General features: G+C 71.5%; 18 protein-coding genes and 1 pseudogene. 10 read left to right on the top strand and 9 right to left on the bottom strand.

The features are described 5' to 3' along the window. The first annotated feature begins 341 nt into the window (after positions 1 to 341). On the top strand, positions 342 to 1,421 hold the full coding sequence (gene hisC / locus ACZ6I1_RS06850; protein ID WP_469283951.1) for a histidinol-phosphate transaminase: 1,080 nt from the start codon (positions 342 to 344) through the stop codon (positions 1,419 to 1,421). Between the two features lie 6 nt (positions 1,422 to 1,427). Here hisC and ACZ6I1_RS06845 read toward each other — a convergent pair whose 3' ends face one another. Continuing rightward, positions 1,428 to 1,796, bottom strand: coding sequence for a cyclophilin-like fold protein (locus tag ACZ6I1_RS06845; RefSeq protein ID WP_469283949.1), 369 nt, complete (start codon positions 1,794 to 1,796; stop codon positions 1,428 to 1,430). A gap of 188 nt (positions 1,797 to 1,984) precedes the next feature. Between ACZ6I1_RS06845 and ACZ6I1_RS06840 the strand changes: the two genes are divergently transcribed. The 4 genes from ACZ6I1_RS06840 to ACZ6I1_RS06825 all read left to right on the top strand — a co-directional run bounded on the left by ACZ6I1_RS06840 (position 1,985) and on the right by ACZ6I1_RS06825 (position 9,912). Then, on the top strand, positions 1,985 to 3,490 hold the full coding sequence (locus ACZ6I1_RS06840; protein WP_469283946.1) for a cytochrome ubiquinol oxidase subunit I: 1,506 nt from the start codon (positions 1,985 to 1,987) through the stop codon (positions 3,488 to 3,490). Positions 3,491 to 3,508: 18 nt separating this feature from the next. Beyond that, a complete protein-coding gene (gene cydB, locus ACZ6I1_RS06835) occupies positions 3,509 to 4,510 on the top strand; it encodes a cytochrome d ubiquinol oxidase subunit II (protein ID WP_469283944.1) in 1,002 nt (333 codons plus the stop codon). A 73-nt stretch (positions 4,511 to 4,583) separates the two neighbouring features. Then, positions 4,584 to 8,165 carry a thiol reductant ABC exporter subunit CydD gene (gene cydD, locus ACZ6I1_RS06830; RefSeq protein ID WP_469283942.1) on the top strand — a complete coding sequence of 1,194 codons (3,582 nt, stop codon included), beginning with the start codon at positions 4,584 to 4,586 and terminating at the stop codon, positions 8,163 to 8,165. Between the two features lie 10 nt (positions 8,166 to 8,175). Further along, on the top strand, positions 8,176 to 9,912 hold the full coding sequence (locus ACZ6I1_RS06825; protein ID WP_469283940.1) for a sensor histidine kinase: 1,737 nt from the start codon (positions 8,176 to 8,178) through the stop codon (positions 9,910 to 9,912). Here ACZ6I1_RS06825 and ACZ6I1_RS06820 read toward each other — a convergent pair. Beyond that, positions 9,909 to 10,832: a Cof-type HAD-IIB family hydrolase gene (locus ACZ6I1_RS06820; protein ID WP_469283938.1), complete on the bottom strand. Its 924-nt coding sequence runs from the start codon at positions 10,830 to 10,832 to the stop codon at positions 9,909 to 9,911. The genes ACZ6I1_RS06825 and ACZ6I1_RS06820 overlap by 4 nt on opposite strands. 123 nt (positions 10,833 to 10,955) lie before the next feature. On the opposite strand from ACZ6I1_RS06820, the gene ACZ6I1_RS06815 reads away from it, so the two are divergent. Next, positions 10,956 to 11,861, top strand: a complete 906-nt coding sequence (locus ACZ6I1_RS06815) for an LLM class flavin-dependent oxidoreductase (protein ID WP_469283937.1) — start codon at positions 10,956 to 10,958, stop codon at positions 11,859 to 11,861. 74 nt (positions 11,862 to 11,935) lie between these two features. Here ACZ6I1_RS06815 and ACZ6I1_RS06810 read toward each other — a convergent pair whose 3' ends face one another. From ACZ6I1_RS06810 to ACZ6I1_RS06800, 3 genes are all read right to left on the bottom strand, one after another. Next, positions 11,936 to 14,935, bottom strand: coding sequence for a tetratricopeptide repeat protein (locus ACZ6I1_RS06810; RefSeq protein ID WP_469283935.1), 3,000 nt, complete (start codon positions 14,933 to 14,935; stop codon positions 11,936 to 11,938). Beyond that, positions 14,932 to 16,764, bottom strand: coding sequence for an HSP90 family protein (locus ACZ6I1_RS06805; protein ID WP_469283933.1), 1,833 nt, complete (start codon positions 16,762 to 16,764; stop codon positions 14,932 to 14,934). Before ACZ6I1_RS06805 ends, ACZ6I1_RS06810 begins: the two co-directional genes overlap by 4 nt. A 141-nt stretch (positions 16,765 to 16,905) precedes the next feature. Further along, positions 16,906 to 17,445: an RNA 2'-phosphotransferase gene (locus tag ACZ6I1_RS06800; protein ID WP_469283931.1), complete on the bottom strand. Its 540-nt coding sequence runs from the start codon at positions 17,443 to 17,445 to the stop codon at positions 16,906 to 16,908. 133 nt (positions 17,446 to 17,578) lie between these two features. Between ACZ6I1_RS06800 and ACZ6I1_RS06795 the strand changes: the two genes are divergently transcribed. Next, complete coding sequence (locus ACZ6I1_RS06795) at positions 17,579 to 18,355, top strand: aquaporin (protein ID WP_469283929.1); 777 nt, start codon at positions 17,579 to 17,581, stop codon at positions 18,353 to 18,355. Between the two features lie 90 nt (positions 18,356 to 18,445). On the opposite strand, the gene ACZ6I1_RS06790 is transcribed toward ACZ6I1_RS06795, so the two are convergent. The 4 genes and pseudogenes from ACZ6I1_RS06790 to ACZ6I1_RS06775 all read right to left on the bottom strand — a co-directional run bounded on the left by ACZ6I1_RS06790 (position 18,446) and on the right by ACZ6I1_RS06775 (position 22,197). After that, positions 18,446 to 19,366, bottom strand: a complete 921-nt coding sequence (locus ACZ6I1_RS06790; RefSeq protein WP_469283928.1) for a MerR family transcriptional regulator — start codon at positions 19,364 to 19,366, stop codon at positions 18,446 to 18,448. Positions 19,367 to 19,376: 10 nt separating this feature from the next. Then, positions 19,377 to 19,574: pseudogene (locus tag ACZ6I1_RS06785) on the bottom strand (metal-dependent hydrolase); the annotation flags it as partial. A gap of 8 nt (positions 19,575 to 19,582) precedes the next feature. Next, on the bottom strand, positions 19,583 to 21,373 hold the full coding sequence (locus ACZ6I1_RS06780) for an SDR family oxidoreductase (RefSeq protein WP_469283927.1): 1,791 nt from the start codon (positions 21,371 to 21,373) through the stop codon (positions 19,583 to 19,585). Further along, entirely contained in the window at positions 21,370 to 22,197 is an 828-nt protein-coding gene (locus tag ACZ6I1_RS06775) for a M24 family metallopeptidase (RefSeq protein ID WP_469283925.1), read from the bottom strand. The genes ACZ6I1_RS06780 and ACZ6I1_RS06775 overlap by 4 nt, the downstream gene beginning before the upstream one ends. Positions 22,198 to 22,412: 215 nt before the next feature. Here ACZ6I1_RS06775 and ACZ6I1_RS06770 point away from each other — a divergent pair, with 215 nt between their 5' ends. From ACZ6I1_RS06770 to ACZ6I1_RS06760, 3 genes are read left to right on the top strand one after another with little or no spacing between them, the layout of a single operon-like run. Continuing rightward, a complete protein-coding gene (locus ACZ6I1_RS06770; protein ID WP_469283923.1) occupies positions 22,413 to 23,402 on the top strand; it encodes an ABC transporter ATP-binding protein in 990 nt (329 codons plus the stop codon). After that, positions 23,392 to 24,279: an ABC transporter permease subunit gene (locus tag ACZ6I1_RS06765; protein ID WP_469283920.1), complete on the top strand. Its 888-nt coding sequence runs from the start codon at positions 23,392 to 23,394 to the stop codon at positions 24,277 to 24,279. Before ACZ6I1_RS06770 ends, ACZ6I1_RS06765 begins: the two co-directional genes overlap by 11 nt. After that, on the top strand, positions 24,276 to 25,187 hold the full coding sequence (locus ACZ6I1_RS06760) for an ABC transporter ATP-binding protein (RefSeq protein WP_469283918.1): 912 nt from the start codon (positions 24,276 to 24,278) through the stop codon (positions 25,185 to 25,187). Before ACZ6I1_RS06765 ends, ACZ6I1_RS06760 begins: the two co-directional genes overlap by 4 nt. The last annotated feature ends 5 nt before the right edge of the window (positions 25,188 to 25,192 follow it).

Below are 25,192 nucleotides of genomic sequence, written 5' to 3'. Positions count from 1 at the left end.
TCGGTGGGGTGGGCGGTCCGTGTGCATATGCACGCGTTGACAGGCACGTTTCTGCATGGTCAGTCATCCCAATGACCTTGGAACTGAAGCCATTTGAGCGAAGTGCTCTCTGGTGAAGCTTGTCGGCGGCCACGGGCATGCCAAAACGGTGCCGTCTCGGGCCGGTCTCAACTCACCTGCACGAGGGATGCGCGCCACGGCGCAGGCCACCAGCGCGCGCATATATGCGCGCGCTCCCCCGCATTCCAGGCGCCCCCATTCTCGGGAGAGCGGAATCCTCATAAGGTGAGCAGTATTGAGTCGACGGCGACGTCGGACGGGATGGTCGAGGAGGACCTGCGGTGAGCGAGAAGAGCCCGAGGCTGCGCGCCGAGCTGGACGGCATTCCCACGTACAAGCCGGGCAAGCCGGCTGCCGCGGGCGGGGCCGTCGCGTACAAGCTGTCCTCGAACGAGAACCCGTACCCGCCGCTGACCGGGGTGCTGGAGAGCGCGGTCGCGGCGGCCGGGAACTTCAACCGGTACCCGGACATGGCCTGCACCGGCCTGGTGAACGAGATCGCGGAGCGCTTCGGGGTGCCGGTCGAGCACGTCGCCACCGGCACCGGCTCGGTGGGAGTGGCCCAGTCGCTGATCCAGTCGACCGCCGGCCCGGGCGACGAGGTCATGTACGCCTGGCGTTCCTTCGAGGCGTACCCGATCATCACGCAGATCTCGGGTGCGACCTCGGTGCAGGTGCCGCTGACCGACGGCGATGTGCACGACCTGGACGCGATGGCAGAGGCGATCACCGAGCGGACCCGGCTGATCTTCGTCTGCAACCCCAACAACCCCACCGGCACCGCCGTGCGCCGCGCCGAGCTGGAGCGCTTCCTGGACCGGGTGCCCTCGGACGTCCTGGTGGTGCTGGACGAGGCCTACCGCGAGTTCGTGCGCGACACCGACGTACCGGACGGCATCGAGCTGTACCGGGACCGCCCGAACGTCTGCGTGCTGCGGACGTTCTCCAAGGCGTACGGGCTCGCCGGCCTGCGCGTGGGCTTCGCGGTGGCGCACGAGCCGGTGGCCGCTGCACTGCGCAAGACGGCGGTGCCCTTCGGCGTCAGCCAGCTCGCCCAGGACGCGGCGGTGGCCTCGCTGCGCGCCGAGGACGAGCTGATGGGCCGCGTCGGGGCGCTGGTGTGCGAGCGCAAGCGGGTCCACGAGACGCTGCTGGCGCAGGGCTGGACCGTGCCGGACACGCAGGCGAATTTCGTGTGGATGCGGCTGGGGGAGCGGACCGCGGACTTCGCGGCGGCCTGCGAGAAGGCCGGTGTGGTGGTCCGGCCCTTCGCGGGCGAGGGCCTGCGGGTCACGATCGGTGAGACCGAGGCGAACGACCTCTTCCTGCACACGGCAGAGGCCTTCTTCAAAGAGCTGTAGGCCTGGTCAGGCCAGTTCCACGCGAATGGGATCGCCCTCGCGGATGGTCGACAGCAGGCGGGGGTCGCCGTCGAACGAGCCGAGCACGTTGCACGGGCTCGCCAGGCGGCTCTCGCCTGCGCGCGATATGGGAGTGGGGCCGTAGGGCAGGGCGAGCGCGTCGCCCTCGGTCCAGAAGGCGACCGTGCCGGGCTCGACGACCTGCTGGGCGTCGTGCTCGAGGGCCACGGAGACACCGGTGTCGAAGTAGACCTCCTCACCCCAGGTGTTCGCGGAGGCGGAGATCGGAAGGGCCTCGGTCAGCGCCTTGCTGGTCGGGGTCTCCTCGAGGGTGGCGGTGAGCTGGCCCGCAGGCCAGGAGATTCGAATCTTCATGCAACGCATTCAACAATCTGTTGAATTTCTTGGCTAGAGGGGACCCCGCCTGAAAGCTCCGATCGGCGGTGCGCGATAATGCTTGTGAATGTGAACGCGTTCACAAGCGTGTCCCGCTTCCTCCTGAATTGAGTGGGACACACCAGGCAGTGCGGCTGTGACCACGGCGACCCGAAGGAGACGACGACGTGGACCTAGCGTTGGCGCCAGAGACACTGGCGCGATGGCAGTTCGGTATCACCACCGTCTACCACTTCCTCTTTGTCCCGCTGACGATCTCGCTCGCCGCGCTCACGGCCGGCCTGCAGACCGCGTGGGTGCGCACCGAGAAGGAGAAGTACCTCAGGGCCACGAAGTTCTGGGGAAAGCTCTTCTTGATCAATATCGCGATGGGTGTCGTCACCGGCATCGTCCAGGAGTTCCAGTTCGGCATGAACTGGTCCGACTACTCGCGGTTCGTCGGTGACGTCTTCGGGGCGCCGCTCGCTTTCGAAGCGCTGATCGCCTTCTTCTTCGAGTCGACCTTCATCGGTCTGTGGATCTTCGGCTGGGACAAGCTGCCGAAGAAGATCCACCTGGCCTGCATCTGGATGGTGTCCATCGGCACCGTCCTGTCCGCCTACTTCATCCTCGCGGCCAACTCGTGGATGCAGCACCCGGTCGGATACCGCATCAACGAGGAGCGCGGCCGGGCCGAGCTCACCGATTTCTGGCTGGTGCTCACCCAGAACACGGCGCTCACCCAGTTCTTCCACACCATCACGGCCGCGTTCCTGGTCGGCGGCGCGTTCATGGTCGGCATCGCCGCCTTCCACCTGGCCCGCAAGAAGCACATTCCGGTGATGCGGACCTCGCTGCGGCTCGGCCTGGTCACGCTGATCATCGCCGGACTGGGCACCGCCATCAGCGGCGACCTGCTCGGCAAGGTCATGTTCAAGCAGCAGCCGATGAAGATGGCCGCTGCCGAGGCGCTCTGGGACGGCGAGGCGCCGGCACCCTTCTCGATCTTCGCCTACGGCGATGTCGACAAGGGCCACAACAAGGTCGCCATAGAGATTCCCGGCCTGCTGTCCTTCCTGGCCAATGACGACTTCACCTCCTTCGTCCCGGGCATCAACGACGTCAACAAGGCCGAGCAGGAGAAGTTCGGCCCCGGTGACTACCGGCCGAACATCCCCGTCGCCTACTGGGGCTTCCGCTGGATGATCGGCTTCGGCATGGCCTCGCTGAGCATCGGGGTGCTCGGTCTGTGGCTGACCCGCAGGAAGTTCATGCTGCCGCCGGGGCTGCGGACCTCGGAGGACGAGGTCCCCCACCTGGTCCTCTTCCGGCAGGCACTGAGCCCCAAGTGGGGACGGCTCTACTGGATCGTCGCGCTGTGGACCATGGGCTTCCCGCTCATCGCCAGCTCCTGGGGCTGGATCTTCACCGAGATGGGCCGCCAGCCCTGGGTGGTCTACGGAGTCCTGCGCACCCGGGACGCCGTCTCGCCGGGCGTTTCCCAGGGCGAGGTCCTCACGTCCATGATCGGCTTCACGCTCCTGTACGCGGTGCTCGCCGTGATCGAGGTCAAGCTGCTCGTGAAGTACGTGAAGCTCGGGCCCCCCGAGCTCACCGAGGCCGACCTCAACCCGCCCACCAAGATCGGCGGGGACGACAAGAACCCCGACCGGCCGATGGCCTTCTCGTACTGAGGCTGAGGAGACCACACGATGCAACTCCACGACGTCTGGTTCGTACTCATCGCCGTTCTGTGGATCGGCTACTTCTTCCTGGAGGGCTTCGACTTCGGAGTCGGCGTACTGACCAAGCTGCTCGCCCGCGACCGCACCGAGAAGCGGGTCCTGATCAATACGATCGGGCCCGTCTGGGACGGCAACGAGGTCTGGCTGCTCACCGCGGGCGGTGCGACCTTCGCCGCGTTCCCCGACTGGTACGCCACCCTCTTCTCCGGGTTCTACCTGCCGCTGCTGCTCATCCTGGTCTGCCTGATCATCCGGGGGGTGGCGTTCGAGTACCGGCACAAGCGCCCCGAGGACGCCTGGCAGACCAACTGGGAACACGCGATCTTCTGGACCTCGCTGATCCCCGCGTTCCTGTGGGGCGTGGCCTTCGCCAACATCGTCCGCGGTGTGAAGATCGATCAGAACAAGGAGTACGTCGGCACCTTCCTCGACCTCCTCAACGGCTACTCGCTCCTCGGCGGCCTGGTCACCCTCTCCCTGTTCACCTTCCACGGCGCGGTCTTCACCTCGCTCAAGACGGTCGGTGACATCCGCGACCGCTCCCGCAGGCTCGCGAACCGGCTGGGTGTGGCCACCACGGCACTGGCCCTGGTCTTCCTGACCTGGACCCAGTTCACGCGCGGCGACGCCAAGAGCCTCGTCGCCATGGCCGTCGCGGTGCTCGCACTGCTCGGGGCCCTCGGCTTCACCCGGGCGGGCCGCGAGGGCTGGGCCTTCGCCCTGTCCGGGGTCACCATCGCGGCGGCCGTCGCGATGCTCTTCCTGACGCTGTTCCCGAACGTCATGCCGTCCTCGCTCGACGATGCCTGGAGCCTCACGGTCACCAACGCCTCGTCCAGCCCGTACACCCTGAAGATCATGACCTGGTGCGCCGGAGTGGCCACGCCGCTGGTCCTGCTCTACCAGGGCTGGACGTACTGGGTGTTCCGCAAGCGGATCGGTACGCAGCACATCGTCGACGCGCACTGAGTCCGGACGCCGGCGGCCCCGCCGCCCTGACCCTCCTGCCTGACCGGCCGACCCTGCCTGGGGGATGTTTCACGTGAAACCGATCGACCCGCGCCTGCTTCGGTACGCCCGTTCCACCCGCCTGTTCCTGGGCGCGGTGGTGGCCCTGGGACTTGCCGGGGCAGGGCTGGTCGTCGGTCAGGCCATGCTGATCGCCGAGATCGTGGTCGGCGCCTTCGAGGAGGGGAGGGACGGGGCCGCGCTCCGGACGCCGCTGCTGCTGCTCGCGGCGGTGGCCCTGGGCCGCGGCCTGATCGCCTGGCTCACGGAACTGGCCGCCCACCGGGCCGGCGCGGCGGTCAAGTCGGAACTGCGCGGCCGGCTGCTGGACCGGGCCGCGGACCTGGGACCCGGCTGGCTGAACGGCCGGCGGACCGGGTCACTGGTCGCCCTGGCCACCCGGGGCGTGGACGCGCTCGACGACTACTTCTCCCGCTACCTGCCCCAGCTCGGCCTCGCGGTGGTGGTGCCGGTGGCGGTGCTGGCCCGGATCGTCACCGAGGACTGGGTCTCGGCGGCCATCATCGTCGTCACCCTGCCCCTGATCCCGCTGTTCATGGTCCTCATCGGCATGGCCACCCAGTCCCGGATGGACCGCCAGTGGCGGCTGCTGTCCCGCCTGTCGGGGCACTTCCTCGATGTGGTGGCCGGACTTCCGACCCTGAAGGTCTTCGGACGGGCCAAGGCCCAGGCCGAGTCGATCCGGAAGATCACCGACGACTACCGGCGCGCGACGATGCGGACCCTGCGCATCGCGTTCCTCTCCTCCTTCGCGCTGGAACTCCTGGCGACCCTGTCGGTGGCGCTGGTGGCGGTGACCATCGGAATGCGGCTTGTCCACGGTGAGCTCGACCTCTACACCGGGCTGGTCATCCTGATCCTGGCTCCCGAGGCGTACCTGCCGCTGCGGCAGGTCGGCGCGCAGTACCACGCGGCCGCCGAGGGGCTGGCGGCCGCCGAGGAGATCTTCGAAGTCCTCGAGACCCCTGCCGCGCGGCCGTCCGGCGGGGCCGCCCTGGCGAGCGGCACTCCCCTGCGCATCGAGATCGACGGAGTCGCCGTCCGCTACGAGGGCCGGGGCGAGGACTCGCCCGGGCCGGTCTCGCTGACCATCGAACCGGGGGAGTGCGTGGCCCTCACCGGCCCGAGCGGAGCCGGGAAGTCCACACTGCTCCAGGTGCTGCTGGGGTTCGTGGCCCCGACCGCGGGACAGGTGCGGATCGCCGGGGCGGACCTCGCCGAACTGTCGCCGGAACAGTGGCGGCAGCGAGTCGCGTGGGTGCCGCAGCGCCCGCACCTCTTCGCCGGGACCATCGGCGAGAACGTCCGGCTGGCCCGCCCCGAGGCCTGCGCTGCGGACGTGGTCCGGGCCCTGCGGGACGCGGGAGCCTGGGAGTTCGTGGCCGCGCTGCCCGGCGGGATCGAAACCACCCTCGGCGAGGGGGGCGTGGGACTGTCCGCCGGGCAGCGGCAGCGGCTGGCGCTCGCCCGGGCGTTCCTGGCGGACCGGCCCGTGCTGCTGCTCGACGAGCCGACCGCGGCGCTGGACGGCGAGACCGAGGCCGCGGTGGCGGACGCGGTCCGGCGGCTGGCCGTGGGCCGGACCGTCCTGCTGGTCGTGCACCGGCCCGCGCTGCTCGCCGTCGCCGACCGCGTGGTCCCCATCGCCACGGCGGGAGCGGCCGCCGCGCCGCTCCCCCGGCCTGCCGCCGCCCGGGCCGGAGCTCCCGGCCCGTCGGCACCCGACGCCGGGGAGTGGATCCTCGGCGCCGCGGCCGAACGGGCGCGCGCCGTCGGCGGGACCGACTCGGGCGGGAGTGATCCGCTGAGCCGCGTACGGGCCGTGGCCAGGGCGTGGCAGGGCCGTTTCCGGCTCGGCCTGCTGCTCGGAGCGCTGGCCGTGGGGTGCAGCGTGGGGCTGATGGCCGTGTCCGGCTGGCTGATCTCGCGGGCCTCCGAGCAGCCTCCCGTGCTCCATCTGATGGTGGCCGTGACCGCCACCCGGGCCTTCGGAATGGGCCGGGCCGTCTTCCGCTACGCCGAGCGGCTCGTTTCGCACGACGCCGTCCTGCGGATGCTCGCCGATCTGCGGGTCTCCGTGTACCGCAGGCTGGAACGCATCGCCCCCGCCGGACTGCGCGAGCACCGGCGCGGCGACCTGCTGACCCGCCTGGTCGCCGATGCGGACGCGCTCCAGGACTACTGGCTGCGCTGGCTGCTGCCGGTCGGAACCGCGGTGCTCGTCGGCACCGGCTCGGTCGCCTTCACCACCTGGCTGCTGCCGGAGGCGGGAGCCGCGCTCGCCGTCGGACTGCTCGCCGCCGGCATCGGCGTTCCGCTCGTCAGCGGGGCCTGCGCGCGGCGTGCGGAGCGCAGGCTCGCGCCCGCCCGGGGCGAACTCGCCACCCGGGTGGCCGATCTGCTCACGGGCACCGCGGAACTGACCGTCGCCGGGGCGCTGGAGGACCGCAAGGGCCGGGCGAGGGAGAGCGACGGCGTGCTGACGCGGATCGCCGCGCGCGGAGCGGCCGCGGCCGGGCTGGGCGGCGGGCTGTCCGCCCTCGTGTGCGGGCTGACCGTCGTGGCCGCTGCGGCCGCGGCCGCGAACGCGGTGCACGACGGACGGTTGTCGGCAGTGGCCATGGCCGTCGCCGTACTGACACCCCTCGCCGCCTTCGAAGCGGTCAACGGCCTTCCGCTCGCGGTCCAGTACCGCCAGCGGGTGCGCCGCAGCGCCGAGCGGGTCTACGAGGTCATCGACGCACCGGCGCCGGTCGCCGAGCCGCAGCAGGCCGCCGAGGCCCCCGGCTCGCCCTTCCCGCTGCGGCTGACGGGGCTCGCCGCCCGGCACCCCGGCCAGGAGCGGGACGCGCTGCGGGGCGTGGACCTGACCTTGGAAGCCGGTCGGCGCATCGCCGTCGTCGGCCCCTCGGGCTCCGGCAAGACCACGCTCGCGCAGGTCCTGCTGCGTTTCCTGGACCCGCGCGAAGGCACGTACACCGTGGGCGGGACCGACGTGTGCGCGCTCGACGGCGACGACGTCCGCGCATTCGTGGGGCTCTGCGCCCAGGACGCGCACCTCTTCGACAGCTCGGTACGGGAGAACCTGCGGCTGGCCCGTACCGGCGCGAGTGAGCAGGAGCTGCGGGAAGCGCTGGCCGCGGCGCGGCTCCTGGAGTGGGCCGACGGACTCCCGGACGGGCTCGACACGCTGGTCGGCGAGCACGGTGAGCGGATCTCCGGCGGCCAGCGCCAGCGCCTGGCCCTGGCCCGGGCGCTGCTCGCGGACTTCCCGGTACTGGTGCTGGACGAGCCGGCCGAGCATCTGGACCTGGTCACGGCGGACGCGCTGACCGCGGACCTGCTGGCGGCGACCGAGGGCCGTACCACCGTGCTGATCACACACCGGCTGGCCGGGCTGGAGGCGGTCGACGAGGTGCTGGTGCTCGACGGCGGAGAGGTCGTACAGCGCGGTCCGTACGCCGAGCTGGCCGCCGCCGAGGGGCCGCTGCGGCGCCTGCTGGACCGGGAACGGGAAGCCGACGGGACGGTGGCCGGGTGTGTCCGTGCCGACTTTCCCCACGCTGCGCTTTCCTCACCAATCGGGCCTAACTAGGCTCAAGGGCATGTCAGTGCAGGAGTCCCAGGAACCGCCGGAACCATCACCGGGAACGCCGGACCCTCTGGAGGCCGCGACCCAGGCCACCAGGAGTCTGCACGGCCTGTCCACCGAGCTCACGGCCCGCGTACCGCAGCTGCTGGAGGCCATGAGGTCGGTCGGTACCGGGCTCGAACTGCACTCCACGCTGGACCGGATCTGCGAGACCGCCGCCGAGCTCGCGGACGCCCGCTACGCGGCGATCGGCGTCGTCGACATGGAGGGCCGCGGACTTTCGGACTTCGTGACGTTCGGCATCAGCTCCGAGCTGGCCCGGAAGATCGGTCACCGGCCGGACGGGAAGCGGGGCCTGCTGGGAGCGCTGATCTCGCATCCCGACACGGTCCGGCTCGAGGATCTGACGCAGGATCCGCGCTCCGCGGGCTTCCCGTCCCACCACCCGACCATGAAGACGTTCCTCGGTGTCCCGATCCGGGTCCAGGGCGAGATCTTCGGCAATCTCTACCTTGCCGAGAAGAACGGCGGCGGCCCGTTCAACGACTACGACGTCCACATGGTCCGGGTACTGGCCACCGAGGCGGGCATCGCCATCGGCAACGCCCGGCTGTACGAGGCTGCCACCCAGCGAGAGCGCTGGATCGACGGCTCGGTGGCCGTCACCACGGCCCTGCTGTCCGGCGGGGACGCCGACGACGCCCTCGCCGTGGTGGCCGAGCAGGCCCGCCGCCTGGCCGACTCTTCCGCCGGGATCGTCATGCTGCCGGCCGAGGAGGGCGGGATGGAGATCGTCGCCGTCTCCGCAGAGAACCCGGCCACCTCGCTCGGCGTGGTGATTCCCGCCGAGAGCCCGGTCGTGCACAGGCTGCTCCAGGGCGAGCCGGTCTTCGTGGACGACGCGGCGTCCGACCCGCGCATGGTCAGCAAGATGACCAGCCAGTACGGGCCCTGCATGATGCTCCCCCTGCACAGCGGCGGCCGGGTGCTGGGGGCCCTGGTCACCCCGCGGGCCCGCGGCAAGCGTCCGTTCAGCGAGGCCGAGCGGACACTGGCCACGCAGTTCGCCTCACAGGCCGCGCTGGCGCTGATGATGGCGGAGGCGCAGCGCGACCGGGAACGGCTCGCCGTCTTCGAGGACCGCGACCGGATCGCCCGGGACCTGCACGACCTGGTCATCCAGCGGCTGTTCGCCACCGGGATGATGCTGGAGGGCGCCCAGCGCCGGTCCATCGTCCCGGAGGTCCGCGACGGGGTCGGCAAGGCCGTGGACGAGCTGGACGTGACGATCCAGGAGATCCGTACGGCGATCTTCGCCCTCCAGCAGGGCCCGGCCGAGGCTCCCTCGGGGCTGCGCACCCGGGTGCTCCGGGAGATCAACATGGCGGCGGTGCCGCTCGGCTTCAAGCCCGCGCACCGCTTCCTCGGCCCGATCGACGCGGTCGTCGGCGAACTGGTCGGCAAGAACCTGATCGCCGCGCTGCGCGAGGCCCTGTCCAACGCGTTCCGCCACGCCGACGCCTCCCGCATCGAGGTGGTCGTGGACTCCACGGTCACGCTGGCCGACGGACGCCCGGGCGTCCGGCTCGAGGTCGCCGACGACGGGGTGGGAATCCCCGCGGGCGGCCGGCGCAGCGGGCTGCGGAATCTGCGCCGGCGGGCCGAGTCCCTGGGTGGCACGAGCTCGTACGGCCCGGGTATCGGAGAGGAAGGCGGCGGGACCACCCTGGTGTGGGAGGCCCCGCTCTAGCACCCGTGCTGCGGGCCTCGGGGGGTGGAGTCCGTGTGCTGCCGCTGAGCGATCAGGTCGGCCACGATGCGCTCGATGACGACGGCGACCCCGTCGTCGTTGTTGGCGGTGGTACGGCCGGACGCGGCCGCGATCACGTCCGGGTGGGCGTTGCCCATGGCGTAGGAGGTGCCTGCCCAGCTGAGCATCTCCACGTCGTTCGGCATGTCTCCGAAGGCGACGACCTCGGCGGGGGAAATGCCCCGCTCGGCGCAGCACAGCGCCAGGGTGCTCGCCTTGGAGACGCCGTGTCCGCTGACCTCCAGGAGGGCGGTGGGGCTCGAGCGGGTGATGGAGGCGTACTCGCCGGCGGCCGAGCGGGCCAGGGCGAGGAACTCGTCGGGGGCCAGTTCGGCGTGGTGCGCGAGCAGCTTGAGTACGGGCGCGCTGCTCGCGTCCGCGTCCTCGGCGAGCAGTTTCTCGGCGATGGCCACGTGGGCGCCGGGGTCCTTGAAGAACGGCGGGTACGCCGGCTCGTAGTTGATGCCGGTGGTCAGCTCGACCGCGAAGGAGGTGCCGGGTGCCGCGCTGCGCAGGGCGTTCACGACCGCCAGGGCGGCAGCTCGGGGAAGCGCTCTGACCTGTACGAATTCCCGCCCGGCGTGCAGATCGACGACCGCCGCGCCGTTCGCGCAGATCGCGAGGCCGTGACCGTGGACGTGGTCGCTGACCACGTCCATCCAGCGGGCGGGCCGGCCGGTGACGAAGAAGACCTCGATCCCGGCCTCCTCGGCGGCGGCGAGAGCGGCGACGGTGCGCAGGGAGACGGACTTGTCGTCGCGCAGCAGAGTGCCGTCGAGGTCGGTGGCGATGAGGCGGGGGGTGGGGGTTGGCCCATCCGGGCGCTGGGGAGCCGAGGTCACCGCCCCATCTTCGCCCATCGCCCGCGACGGCCCTGACCACGGTGGGGCCGTCGCGCTCAGCCACCGCCGATGTTTCACGTGAAACATCGCTTCGGCGGCGTGTTTCACGTGAAACATCGGCACGGCCGTAGGCTCGAATGCATGAGTCTGCGTCTGAGCACGGTGATCCTTCCGGTACGTCGATGGCACGAAGGGGGGCGCGACCAGTGGCTCCGGGCCGAGCAGCTCGGCTTCCACACCGCGTACACCTACGACCACCTGTCCTGGCGGACCTTCCGCGACGGGCCCTGGTTCGGAGCGTTGCCCACCCTGACCGCGGCAGCCGGGGCCACCGAGCGGCTGCGCCTGGGCACGCTGGTCACCTCCCCGAATTTCCGCCACCCCGTGACCCTCGCCAAGGAGCTCATCACCCTGGACGACGTCTCCGGCGGGCGTCTCACCCTCGGTATCGGCGCGGGCGGCAATGGCTTCGACGCGACCGCACTGGGCCAGGAGCCGTGGAGCCCGCGCGAGCGGGCGGACCGGTTCGCGGAGTTCGTACCCCTGTTGGACACGCTGCTGACCGAGGGTGCGGTGAGCTCCCAGGGCGCCTTCTACTCCGCGGAGGAGGCCCGCAACTTCCCAGGCTGCGTGCAACGGCCGCGTCTGCCGTTCGCGGTTGCCGCCACGGGCCCGCGCGGTCTGCGGCTCGCCGCACGGCACGGGCAGGCGTGGGTGACCACGGGTGACCCGAAGCTCTTCGCGGACGGCACTCCGGAGCAGTCGGTGGAAGCCATCCGCGGCCAGATCGAGAAGCTCGGCAAGGCCTGCGCGGACATCGGGAGGGACTCCGCGGCGATGGAGAAGATCCTGCTGACCGGCTTCACGCCCGAAGCCAACACGGTGCTCGAGTCGGTGGACGCCTTCGTCGACTTCGCGGGCCGTCACCTCGAGCTGGGCTTCACCGAGCTGGTGATCCACGCGCCGATCCCGGACTCCGACTTCGCCGCGGACGAGTCCATCTTCGAAAAGATCGCCATGGAGGCGATGACCCAACTGAACGGCTGATCCTCCGCTCCCCGGTCGCCGCCGCCTCACCCGGCGGAAGGCGGTGACGACCGGCGGCGACGGCGGAGGCCGGCTCAGCCGGTCAGCTGCGTGAGCAGGCGCTCGGCCGAGGGCAGGAGCCAGTCGGGCACCGTGCTTTCGGGCAGCGCCTTCACCTCGTCGATCAGCGCGGCGACCCGTGAGGCCCCCGCGTCCGCCCGGCCCCGCTCGTGCTCGGTCCAGGCAGCGTTGTTCAGGCACTGGAACCGGTCCTGCACATGGTCCGGGCCGAGCTCCGCGTAGGCCGAGGCGGCCCGGTCCCAGAGGTCGATCTCCTCCAGCCGCAGCGCGTCGATCTCCGCCTCGTTCAGCGGCTCCAGCGCGTCCTCGCCCCCGTCCTCGGCCCCGTCTGCGTCCTCCTCTTCGTCTTCCTCTTCGTCGAATCGGTCCGTGGCCGCGCTGACGCGCCGGTCGAGGAGCTGGGCCAGCTGGTGCCAGGTCTGGGCCAGTTCGGACCGCAGGTGCGCAGCTCCGGGATCCGCCGCCAGGGCGGCCTCCAGCGCTCCGGCCGCCTCGTCCATCAAGGCCCTTCCCCGCTTCACGGCCGCGTCGGTCACCGCCTCGCGCAGCCCCAGCCAGGCCAGAGAGCGCAAGACCCGCGCCTCGGAGACCGGGGCCTCCCCCGTCAGACGGTGCAGCACCAGGGCCCGCTCGTAGGCCGCGACCGCCTCCGCGGTCAGCCCCGCGTCGGACAGGGTGTCGGCCGCCGACTGGGCGAGACCGGCCTGCGGCCGCGGATCCTCCCAGCCCCTGGCCGTCTCGGCCGCCAACAGGAACTGCTCCGCCGCCGGCCGGAGCTCGTTCAGCCGCCGCAGCAGATCCCCAAGGAACTCCCGGGCGGACACAGCCTGCTCCTCGCCGTGCTCCAGCAGATCCGGCAGGGCCGACTGGAGCACCTCCGCGGCCTCGGCGAGCCGCCCGTCCTGCGCGTACGCCCGGGCCAGAACCAGCCGGACCTGCGCCCCGCCGTCGGCGGTGAGACCGGCCTGGTCGAACCAGTGGGCTCCCGCCAGCGCGTGTCCCGCTGCCTGCGCCGCCTCGCCCCGCCGCAGCAGGATGTCCGCGAGGGTCAGCCGAACGACGCCCTGCGTCTCGGCATCGGTCACCTCGGCGGCATGTTCCAGCGCGGAACGCGCCGCCCGCTCCGCCTCCTCGGCCCGGTCCAGCTGCGTCAGTACCCCGGCCCGCAGCACCAGCGCGTCGACCGCCTGCCACGGCCGGCCCGCCGCGACCGCCCGTACCGCGGCAGCATCCAGCAGGGCCACGGCCCGCTCCGGGTCGCCCTGCGACAGCGCGACCCGCCCCAGCATCTCCTCGGCCTCCGCCGCGAGATCCGCCGCCGCGCCCTCGTAGGCGGCGACGAAAGCCGTCAGCTCGGCCGCCAGCTCCACATGGCCGTGCCCGTGCTCCTCGGCCCCGGTGGCCTCGACCGAGCGCAGGTAGGACTCCACCCGGATCGCCGCCAGTTCCGCGAGCGCGATCCGGCGGGTCCGCAGCGGCTCGGCGGCGTCCAGCGACTCCGCGGCCCGTACGGCCACCTCGAGCAGCCTCCTGATCTCGGCGGGCGCGGCCCCGGACTGCGCGGCCACGCTCGCCAGCCGCAGGTCGGCCAGCGCCGCCCGTTCCGCCCGCCCCAGCGCCCGGTAGCCGTCGCGCACCGCCGTCAGCAGCTCGGGCGCTTCCACGGCACCCCGCTTCGCCGCGGCCAGCGCCTCCTGGTCCGCCAGGTCGGCCGAGACCAGCGGATCGGGCTCCGGCTCCGCGTCCACCCGTACGGCCACCTCGGCCCACAGGGCGTCGGCGCCCGGATGGCCGAAGTCACGTGCCTGGCGGGCACGCTCCACCAGCTCGGCGAACCCGGCGGGAGCCTGAGCTGCCGGTGCGGACGCGGCGGGAGCGGCAGGGCCCTCGGGCTGTACGAGCGGCGCACTGCGCACCCCGAGCGGCAGGTGGCCGACGAGCGGCTCCCGTCCGATCCGCGCCAGGAACCGGTCGGAAACCCGGGTGGTGCCGTTGCGCAGGTCGAACTGCCGGGCGATGCCGAGCGCGCCGGCCCGCAACACCTCGTACAGCTCGGAGACGGTGTGCGGTGTGCCGCCGTAGGGGACGGCCGGGCTCTGCCCGTGCCCCAGCTCGCCCAGCCGGCGCAGCAGCACGAGGATGCCGCCGTGGAAGGCCAGCTGGTCGTCGGCATTGGCGAGCGGGCCGACGTGGGAGGCGTGCTCGGCCAGGATCTCCAGGCCGCGCGACTCGTTCCCGGTCAGCGCGCAGAACTCGATGTGCTTGGCGACCGACGGCAGCAGGCTGTCGTTGCCGCGGGCCAGGCGGTAGCCGCGCAGGTGGTTCGCACGGGCCTCGTCGGTCCGGCCGAGCCGCAGCAGCGGCAGCAGGGAGGTGGCCAGCACCCGGTGCGGCTCCTCGGCGCAGGTCCTCTCACCCGCCAGCACCGGCGCCCAGATCTCCAGGGCCTGGCCGTCGTGCCCGCGCAGGGCGGCGTACTGGCCCTGACCGCCCAGCTCACAGGCGCGGCAGTCGCTCATGTCGTCGCGCTCGGCCCCCAGCCAGCGCTCGAAGGCCCGCTCCGCCCGCCCGTCGTCGCCGATCGCGTCGGCGAGCCACAGCTCGGCCTCACGTACGGGACGCTCGCTGTAGCCCGCGATCCTGTATCGCCGCTCCATCTCGTCCAGCCAGCCGGTGGCCGACTCCAGGGGAACCCCGGGGGAGTCGGAGATGGCCGAGGCCACCCATTTGAACTGCCAGAACAGCGAGTGCGTGTCCCATCCCGAGAAGGCACCGGGATCCTTGTCGTACTCCTGGAGCAGCCGGGCGAAGGGCACCAGCAGCTTCGAGGACTCGGAGCTCCACACGTAGGCGTTGATCAGGTTGTCCAGGGCCTCCCGGAACAGCGGGCGGTCCCCGCTCGCCTCGGCGGCCGCGACCAAGGCCTCGGCGTGCGCGTTGCGGGCGGCGCCGCCCGGGGCCTCACGGTTCTCCGCCAGCCCCTGCTCGATCTCCTGACGGGTCGGCCTCGTCACTTCTGGTCCTCCTGGGCCTCGGTGGAGTGGGTCGCCCATTCCAGGAGCCCGAGGAAGGCCCGGTTGAGCAGGGTGGAGTCGGTGGGACGCAGCGGCCGCTGGGACATCAGCAGGGCCTGTCCGTAGAGCGATTCGACAGCGGTGCCGGTCAGCGCCTGGTCGGGGAGCGCGGAGATCCGGCGGATGAGCGGGTTGTTGTGGTTGAGGACCAGGCGGGCGCGGGGTGCGGAGCCGCGCAGCGAGCCCAGGATGCCGCTCCACAGGGAGTCGGCGCTCTCCAGTGCGGCGGTCCGGTCCCGTTCCTGCCGTGCCTGGCGGTCGTCGAGGTAGAGCGCGGGGACGGAGACGGGCTGGAAGGCGCGCAGCACGACGTCGCAGCCCTGCGGCTCCAGGCGGGTGCGTGCGGTGGAGAGGAAGGGGGCGAGCGCCAGTTCGGCGGAGGTGGGCACCGGGTCGAGGCGGTCGGTGACCGCTCCGGCGTCCAGCTCGCTGACCTTCAGCCCGGGCCGTACGGCAGGCAGCAGGGCCAGCAGGTCCGCGTCGTAGGTGTAGCCGGCGTTGATGACGCCGAGGCCGTGGGCCGCGGCGATCGGTGCGATCTGGCGGAACTCCTCGACGGTGCGGGTGAAGTGGAGTTCGGTGTGGGCGGCAGCGAACTGTTCGAGGCTCATCGGTCCGGCGCTGGTCTCGAACGGCAGCCAGGGCAGCATCAGGCCGAGCAGCTCGGGGTCGTGCCGGGCCATGGACTTCACCCCGAGGTGGTGGACGCCCAGGAAGGCGGCCAGCCGTTCCGGGTCGCTCGCGGCGAGCTCGGCGAGCCAGCCGCGGACGCGGGCGCCGAGTGCCTCCCGCACGGCGGCCAGGGTCTCGTCGTCGTACAGGTTCTCGCGGGAGGCGGTGGGCCGCAGCGTGTCCGTGTCGAGGACGGCGCGGACGAAGAAGGCCCACTCGGGCAGCAGGTTGTCGGCCCGGTCGGTCAGCAGCATGCCCTTGAGGTGGACGCGGTGTCCGGCCCGGTGGGCGGGGCTGGTCGGCTCGGGCAGGACGTAGGCGACCCCGCGTACTCCGGCGACCGGCAGGTCGAGGTCGATGCTGTCGAGCGGGGTGAAGCCGAAGAGCTCCGCGCAGTGCCCGGCGAGGGCCACGCGCCGGGCGGCGGGCGTGGGGAAGGGCCGGTCCCAGACGGCGGGACGGTCGGTGACCGAACGCGGCTCGCCGCCCGTGTCGTCGTCGAAGGTGATGTCGTGGGGCAGCAGGGAGCCGTAGTCGCGGGCCAGTTGCTCGACCTTGGCCGGGACGGTCCACTCCTCGGCGCCCGGGCGGGTCTCCAGGACGACGGTGGTACCGGGCTCCGCGCGTGCCTCGTGGGGCAGTTCGCGCACGGTGTACGAACCGTCGTCCGTGGCCAGCCATTCGACGGGCAGGGCCTGGAGGTCCCGGGCGGAGCGGGTGACGACGCGGATCTGGCGGGCCACGACGAAGCAGGCGAGCAGACCGATGCCGAACTGGCCGAGGAACTCCCGCCGCGCTGCTTCCAGTCCGTGGCGGCCGCCGCGCTTGGAACTGCGGCCGATGGTGGCGAGCAGGGAGTGGGCCTCGGCGGCGGTCAGGCCGATGCCGCTGTCCTCGATGGTCACGCGGCCGCCGGAGGCGGTCAGCCGGATACGGATCTCGGCCTGCGGGTCGAGGGCCTGACGGGCGGTGACGGCGTCCACGGCGTTCTGCAGGAGCTCGCGCACGTAGACGCGCGGGCTGGAGTAGAGGTGGTGGGAGAGCAGGTCGACCAGGCCGCGCAGATCGACTTGGAAGGTATGGGGTGTGGACGTCATGGGGCGTCACCTCGCGTACGTACAGGATGGTTCGGCGATCGCGAGGTCCCCCCCTCACGGATCCCGGAGTGGGCAACAGATTAGGGGGATGGTCCGACAATCTCTGCGTGAATTCCCGTCGGGAGGCGCGCCCGGTGCGCCCTACTGGAAGCGCAGGAACTGCGGTGGTACGGCGTCCACCAGCCACACCCCATTGGCGCTGATCCGGAAGACGTGCCCGGCGGAGCGCATCGCTCCCGCGTCCACGCTGAGCACCACGGGACGGCCGCGTCGTGCGCCGACCCGGGTCGCGGTCTCCCGGTCGGGAGACAGGTGCACGTGGTGCCGGGCCATCGGACGCAGGCCCTCGGCGCGGATCGCGTCCAGGGCGGCGGCGACGGTGCCGTGGAAGAGGTACGCGGGCGGTTCGGCTTCCGGGAGATCCAGGTCCACGGCCACCGTGTGGCCCTGACTGGCCCGGATCCGGGTGCCGTCGACGGCGAACCGCTGCTTGTCGTTGGCGGCCACCACGTGGTCGAGCTCGGCGCGGCTGAAGGCGAAACCGTGGGCGGCGGCCGCGCGCAGCAGGTCGTCGATCTCCACCCAGCCGTGCGGGTCGAGCACCAGTCCGATCCGTTCCGGCTGATGCCGCAGGTGTTTCGAGACGTATTTGGACACCTTCACGGTGCGTCTGTCGTCCATGGCACCAGCGTGCCCGGTCGGGCGGTCCTCCGGCAGGGATTTTCGGGGCGGCGGCGCTCGTGGACGCCCTCTATCGTTCTTCCAAGATACGGAATACATTTTCCGCTGCCACTTCCGTCCAGGGGGAGAAACCATGTCAGCCCATACCTCTCTGCCACGCCGTGCGGCTGCCGAACTGATCGGCACGGCCGGCCTGCTCGTGGTCGTGATCGGCTCCGGAATCCAGGCCGCCGAGCTGAGCCGCGACACCGGTGTCGCCCTCATCGCCAACTCGATCGCCTCCGCCATCGGACTGGGCCTGATCATCACGCTCTTCGGGCCGCTGTCCGGCGCCCACCTCAACCCGGTGGTCACCCTCACCTCCTGGTGGTCCCGGCGCTTCGGCCGGGAAGGCCTCACCGGCCGTGAGGCGCTGGCCTACGTCGCTGCCCAGACGGCCGGGGCGATCGGCGGGGCGGTCCTCGCGGAAGCCATGTTCGGCCGGACCCCCGGCACCTTCGCCACCCAGGTCCGCGACGGCGGGCACCTGCTCATCGGCGAGGTCGTCGCCACCGCCGGACTCGTCCTCGTCATCCAGGGCCTGGGCCGCATCGGGCGTCCGAGGCTCATCCCGGCCGCCGTCGCCGCCTACATCGCCGCGGCGATCTGGTTCACCTCCTCCGGCTCCTTCGCCAATCCGGCCGGCACCATCGGGCGCAGCTTCAGCGACTCCTTCACCGGCATTGCGCCGCAGTCGCTTCCCGGGTTCGTCGCGGCCCAGCTGGTCGGCGGGATCCTCGGCCTGACCCTGGCCGGCCTGCTGTACGGAACCTCCCGGTCCGCGAAGGCCCTGCCGGTGGAGACCCTGACAGAGCCTGGGCCGGTGGACGGGGCGACCCCCACCAAGGCCGCGTACGAGACCATCGGCTGAGCTCTCAGCCCTGTTGCCCACAGGAAAGCAGCACTTGTCCACAGCCGTTTGGGCGGGTTTTGACGGCAAACGCGTGATCCGCCCTGTGGACTACCGGCCGGGCTCGGCACGGCGCGCCAGATCGTTCATCGTCCGGGCCTGGAGCTCCCGCTCCGTCGCGGCCCGGACGAACTCCGCCACGTGCTCGGCGCCGACGAGATCCTGTACCGCCCGCACCGTCCCGGCCGGGAGCGCCACCGGAGCGGGACCCGACGGCTGGAGCGGCCCGCCCGCCCCCAGGTGCCGCTGCAGATGCCGGGTCGCGAACAGCCGCATCGCCCGCGCCAGCTCCGCGTCCACGGTCTGCTGGGCCAGCGGCCGCAGCCGCCGCACCATCGTCGCCGCCTCCGCCGCGTCCGTATCGGTCGGCGGCACCTGCCCGAGGTAGCGCGCGAAGACGTGCTCGGTGGTGAACTCCAGGAACCGCGAGGCGATGTGCTCCACCTGCCCGCGCAGTTCCCGCAGGTGACCGGTGATCGCCGACAGCGGCACGCCGGCCGCGTACAGCTCGGCGGCCACCGCCAGCTCCTGCGGCGAGGGCACCAGGAACTGGTCCGGGCGCCCGGGAATCCGCTCGAGCACTCCCAGTTCGCAGGCCTCGTCCACCGCCTCGTCGTCGGGCCTGCCGCCGAAGCGCTCGTCCAGCTCCGCACGGCTGATGCGGGCCGCCTCCTCGTCGGTCCACGGCCCGTGCACCTCGGCGACCAGACCGAGGACACCGCCCAGCCCGCGTCCGGCGTCCCAGGCCTCCAGCAGCTCCTTGATGGAGGCCAGGGTGTAGCCGCGGTCGAGCAGGTCCGCGATCTGGCGCAGCCGCGCCAGATGCGTGTCCCGGTAGACGTTGGACCGGCCCCGCCGCTCCGGCTTCGGCAGCAGACCCCGGTCCTGGTACGCGCGGATCGTGCGCACCGTCGCCCCGCTGTGGTGTGCCAGATCCTCGATCCGGTACTCGGCTACTGCCTGATCGGACAATCCCGGCTCCCTACGACATCGCGGCTCGGCCGACCGCGCCCGCCGCGGCCCGGGCGGCGGGTGACGCCGCGAGGCACTCGACCGCCCTGCGCGGCGAGGCCTCCTGCGAGGGATGGTACGACCGCAGGAAGGAGCGGGGTATGGCCGTGCCGAGCTCTCTGCGCGGGGGCAGCAGGCCCCTGGCGACGGCCCGGTTGGGCCCGCGGAGCGCCGCGGTCACAGCCTGGGCTCCAGTTTCGCCAGGCGCCGCAGGGTGCGCGGGGCGAAGCGGGACATCCACAGGGCACCCCTGGACTCGGGAGTCACCGGCACCACGGCCTCGTTGCGCACCACGGCCCGCAGGATCGCGTCGGCGACCTTCTCCGGCGGGAAGTTGCGCAGCCCGTACAGCCGTGAGGAGCGTTCCTGACGGCGCTTCTCCTCGGCCTCGTCCACGCCGGCGAAGCGCGAGGTGGCGGTGATGTTGGTGTTGACGATGCCCGGGCAGATGGCGGAGACGCCGATCGACTGCGAGGCCAGTTCCGCGCGCAGGCACTCCGACAGCATCAGTACCGCCGCCTTGGACGTGCTGTAGGCGGGCAGGGTCCTGGAGGGCAGGTAGGCGGCGGCGGAGGCGGTGTTGACGATGTGCCCGCCCTGGCCGCGCTCGGCCATCTGCTTTCCGAAGATCCGGCAACCGTGGATGACGCCCCACAGGTTGACGTCGAGGACCTTCTTCCAGTCTTCGGTGCTCGTGTCGAGGAAGGCCCCGGACAGGCCGATCCCGGCGTTGTTGACCAGGACGTCCACGATTCCGTACTCCTCGGCCACCTTCGCCGCGAGCTTCTCCATGGCCTGCTCGTCGCTGACGTCCGCGCACTCGCCCCAGGCCTCCGGGGCGCCGACCAGGCGGGCCATGTCCGCCGTACGCGCCGCACCCTCGGCATCCCGGTCCACGGCCACCACCCGCGCCCCGGCCTCGGCGAACGCGAAGGCGGTGGCCCGGCCGATGCCGCTGGCGGCGCCGGTGACCAGGACCAGCTGGCCGCTGAAGCGGTCGGCGTACTTCCCCGGAGCCTTCTGCTCCGGTGCCCGCGTGGCGGGCTCTTCCCGTGCCGTGACGAACTCGGTGATCCACGCGGCCAGCTGGTCGGGCCGGGTCCTCGGCACCCAGTGCTTGGCGGGCAGCGTGCGGCGCACCAGATCCGGGGCCCACCGCTCCAGGTCGTCGTAGAGCCGCTCGGACAGGAAGGCGTCGCCGGTCGGGGTGATCAGCTGCACCGGCGCGTGGGCGTACGCGTCCGGACGCGGACGGCGCAGCCGCGGGCGCACGTTGTCACGGTAGAGCCAGGCTCCGTGCGCCGCGTCCGAGGGCAGCGAGGCCGTCGGATACGAGCCGGCCGGTACCTTCTCCACCCGCTCGAGGATCGCCGGCCAGCGCCTGCCGAGCGGCCCGCGCCAGGCGAGCTCCGGCAGCACGGGCGTGTGCAGCATGTACACGTACCAGGACTTGGCGCCCTGGCCCAGCAGCTGCGCCGCCCGGCGCGGGGTGGGCCGGGTCATCCGCTTCTTGATCCAGTGCCCGAAGTGGTCGAGGGAGGGGCCCGACATAGAGGTGAAGGAGGCGATACGGCCCTCGGTACGGGAGACCGTGGCGAACTCCCAGCCCTGTACCGAGCCCCAGTCGTGGCCGATCAGGTGGACCGGCCGGTCCGGGCTGACCGCGTCGGCCACCGCGAGGAAGTCGTCGGTCAGCTTCTCCAGGGTGAAGCCGCCGCGCAGCGGTTGCGGCGCGGTCGAGCGCCCGTGGCCGCGTACGTCGTAGAGCACCACGTGGAAGCGGGCGGCCAGCCGCTCGGCGACCTCCGACCAGACCTCCTTGCTGTCCGGATACCCGTGCACCAGGATCACCGTGGGCTGGGCGGCGTCGCCGAGTTCGGCCACGCACAGCTCCACCCCGCCGGTGCTCACCCAGCGCTCGCGCGCGCCCGCCGGTCCTGCCGCAGCCGTCCCGTTCATCCCGCTCATGCCGCCTTCTCCTCAGCCCAGCGCCGCACGTGCGGCAGATCGTCGTCCAGCCAGAACGCGCTCTCCTCGGGGTCCCGGGAGTCGGTGACGACCAGGATCTCCTCGAACTTCGCACCGGTGCCCCGGAAGCCCAGGTGCGGCTCCACCGCCCACAGGCCGGGCTGCGGCGGGTGGTCGGAGAAACGGTACGGACTCCACAGCGGGGACCAGCCCTCACGGTGCCCGTGCAGGGCGTCGGACGCCAGCCCCTTCAGGGACTGGGTGCCGAACCCGAACGCCGTCGGCGACCAGCGCCGCTCCTTGACCCGGTCGATCTTGTGCGCGATCACACCGAAGGGGTAGGCGCGGTGCCGGTTGGCGTACCCCTGCCGGGTCATGAGCCGCTCGACGTTCTCGTAGATCTCTCGCAGGGAGCGGCGCTCCCGCACCTGCTCCAGGATCAGGGTGCGGTGGGCCTGCAGATCGGACATGAGCCGGTCCTGCACCGGATTGAGTCCGAGGCTGCCCGAGTAGCCGATGTCCGCCGCATAGCCCTTGTAGACCGGCGCCATGTCGAGGATGAACGGCATCCCCGGCTCCAGCTTCCGGTTCGTCGGGAAGAACTGCAGCGGGATGCGGAAGTTCGCGAAGGCGGTGCGGTCCCCGAACCAGGCGAAGGGGAGGTGGAACCAGTCGCGCACGCCGCGCTCGCGCAGCCACTCCCGCTGCATTCGCGCGGCCTCGCGCTCGGTCATCCCGGGCCGCAGTTGCGCGGCGACGGTCTCCGCGCACTCGTAGGAGAGGCGCTGCACTTCCCTGAACCCGCGAAAATCGTCCCCTGCCATGGTGAGCACCCGTCTCGGTCGCCGTACGTACCCGTAAGTTGACACTGATGAATGTGACAATGACCGGAGATCACGTCAAGGGCCGTGCACAGACTGTGGACAAAGTTGTCCGGTCCCCATCAGCCTCCCGTACGGGCATGTACGCCTGAAGGCTGAGACGGGAGCCAGCTCAAGGTCTGACGATTCGCGCGGGCTCCGCCACTAACGTCGAAGCCGTGACTGTCATCGCGACCGAAAGCCTGAGCAAGCGGTACCCCCGAGTGACCGCCCTCGACCGGCTCTCCCTGGACATCGGGCCTGGTGTGACCGGCCTCGTGGGTGCCAATGGAGCCGGCAAGTCCACGCTGATCAAAATCCTGCTGGGACTGTCCCCCGCCACCGAGGGCAGCGCCGCCGTGCTCGGCCTCGACGTCACCACGCATGGCAGCGCCATCCGTGAACGCGTCGGCTACATGCCCGAGCACGACTGTCTGCCACCCGACGTCTCGGCCACCGAGTTCGTCGTCCACATGGCCCGCATGTCCGGGCTCCCCCCGACCGCTGCCCGGGAGCGCACCGCCGACACCCTGCGTCACGTGGGGCTCTACGAGGAGCGCTACCGCCCCATCGGCGGCTACTCCACGGGCATGAAGCAGCGCGTCAAGCTGGCCCAGGCGCTCGTCCACGACCCCCAGCTGGTCCTCCTCGACGAGCCCACCAACGGGCTCGACCCGGTCGGCCGCGACGAGATGCTCGGCCTGATCCGCCGCGTCTACACCGACTTCGGCATCTCCGTCCTGGTCACCTCCCACCTCCTCGGCGAGCTGGAGCGGACCTGCGACCACGTCGTGGTCGTCGACGGCGGCAAACTGCTGCGCTCCAGCTCCACCAGCGACTTCACCCAGATCACCACGACCCTCGCGGTCGAGGTCACCGACTCCGACGCGCACCCGGACGGCACCGCCGCCCTGCGCAAGGCGCTCACCGAGGCGGGCCTCGGCCTGCACGCGGCCGAGGAGCAGGGCCTGCCCGGCGCCGGCCACATCCTCCTGGTCGAGGCCACGGGCGAGGACACGTACGACACCGTCCGCGACACCGTCGCCGACCTCGGCCTCGGCCTGGTCCGCATGGAGCAGCGCCGCCACCACATCGCGGAGGTCTTCCGCGACACCGAACAGCCCGCGCAGCCCATCCAGCAGAAGGGAGCCGGTTCCGATGGCGCCTGACACCTCGACCCAGATCCACAACATCGGCTACCGGTCCTACGACGGCCCCCGCCTCGGCCGCGGCTACGCCCGCACGTCGCTGTTCTCGCAGTCCCTGCGCGGCGCCTACGGACTCGGCCGCTCCGCCAAGTCCAAGGTGCTGCCGATGATCCTCTTCGCGGTGATGTGCGTCCCCGCGCTGATCATCGTCGCGGTGGCCATCAACATCCCCGGCTCCACCGAACTGCCGATCAAGTACACGACGTACGCCCTGACCACCCAGGTGGTCATCGGTCTCTACCTGGCCTCCCAGGCACCCCAGTCGGTTTCCCGGGACCTGCGCTTCAAGACCGTTCCGCTCTACTTCTCGCGGCCCATCGAGCGGGTCGACTACGTGGCGGGCAAGTTCGCGGCCATGGCCTCGGCCCTGTTCATCCTCACCGCCACCCCGCTGCTGATCATGTGGATCGGCTCGCTGCTGGCGAAGTTCGACTTCGCTGACCAGACCAAGGGATTCGGGCAGGGACTCGTGTCGGTACTGCTGCTGTCGCTGCTGTTCGCGGGCCTGGGCCTCGTCATGGCCGCCCTCACCCCCCGCCGCGGGTTCGGCGTCGCGGCCATCATCGCCGTGCTCCTGATCCCGTACGGCGCGGTGACCGCCGTCCAGGGGATCGCCCACAGCACCGGGAACACCGGAGCCATCGAGTGGATGGGCCTGTTCTCCCCCATCACCCTGATCGACGGGGTCCAGACGGCCTTCCTCGGCGCCACCACCGCCTTCCCCGGCGGTGAAGGCCCCTCGGCCGGCACCGGCATCGTCTACCTGCTCGTCATCCTCGGCCTCATCGCCGGCTCCTACGCCGCCCTGATGGCCCGCTACCGGAAGGCCGGGCTGTGACCATCATCGACATCGACCACACCTCCCGCTGGTTCGGGAACGTCGTCGCCGTCAACGACGTGACCATGCGCATCGGTCCCGGCGTCACCGGCCTCCTCGGCCCCAACGGCGCCGGCAAATCCACCCTCATCAACATGATGGGCGGCTTCCTGGCCCCCTCCACGGGCACCGTCACCCTCGACGGCACGCCGATCTGGTGCAACGAACAGGTCTACAAGCAGATCGGCGTCGTGCCCGAGCGCGAGGCCATGTACGACTTCCTCACAGGCCGCGAGTTCGTCGTCGCCAACGCCGAGCTGCACGGCCTCGGTGACGCCGACGCCCAGCGGGCGCTGGCCACGGTGGAGATGGAGTACGCCCAGGACCGGAAGATCTCCACGTACTCCAAGGGCATGCGCCAGCGCGTGAAGATGGCCTCCGCCCTGGTCCACGACCCGTCCGTACTGCTCCTCGACGAGCCGTTCAACGGCATGGACCCGCGCCAGCGCATGCAGCTGATGGACCTGCTGCGCCGCATGGGCGCCGACGGGCGCACCGTCCTGTTCTCCTCCCACATCCTGGAGGAGGTCGAGCAGCTCGCCTCCCACATCGAGGTGGTCGTCGCCGGCCGGCACGCCGCCTCGGGCGACTTCCGCAAGATCCGCCGCCTGATGACGGACCGCCCGCACCGCTACCTCGTCCGCTCCTCCGACGACCGGGCCCTCGCCGCGGCCCTGATCGCCGACCCGTCCACGGCCGGTATCGAGGTCGACCTGAAGGAAGGCGCCCTGCGCATCCAGGCCGTCGACTTCGGGCGCTTCACCGAGCTGCTGCCGCGGGTCGCCCGCGCGCACGGCATCCGGCTGCTGACGGTCTCGCCTTCCGACGAGTCCCTCGAGTCGGTCTTCTCCTACCTCGTCGCGGCCTGAAGGAG

It is taken from the genome of Streptomyces sp. NPDC046303 (genome assembly GCF_055588085.1).
This window is presented reverse-complemented; position numbering and strand designations above follow the sequence as displayed.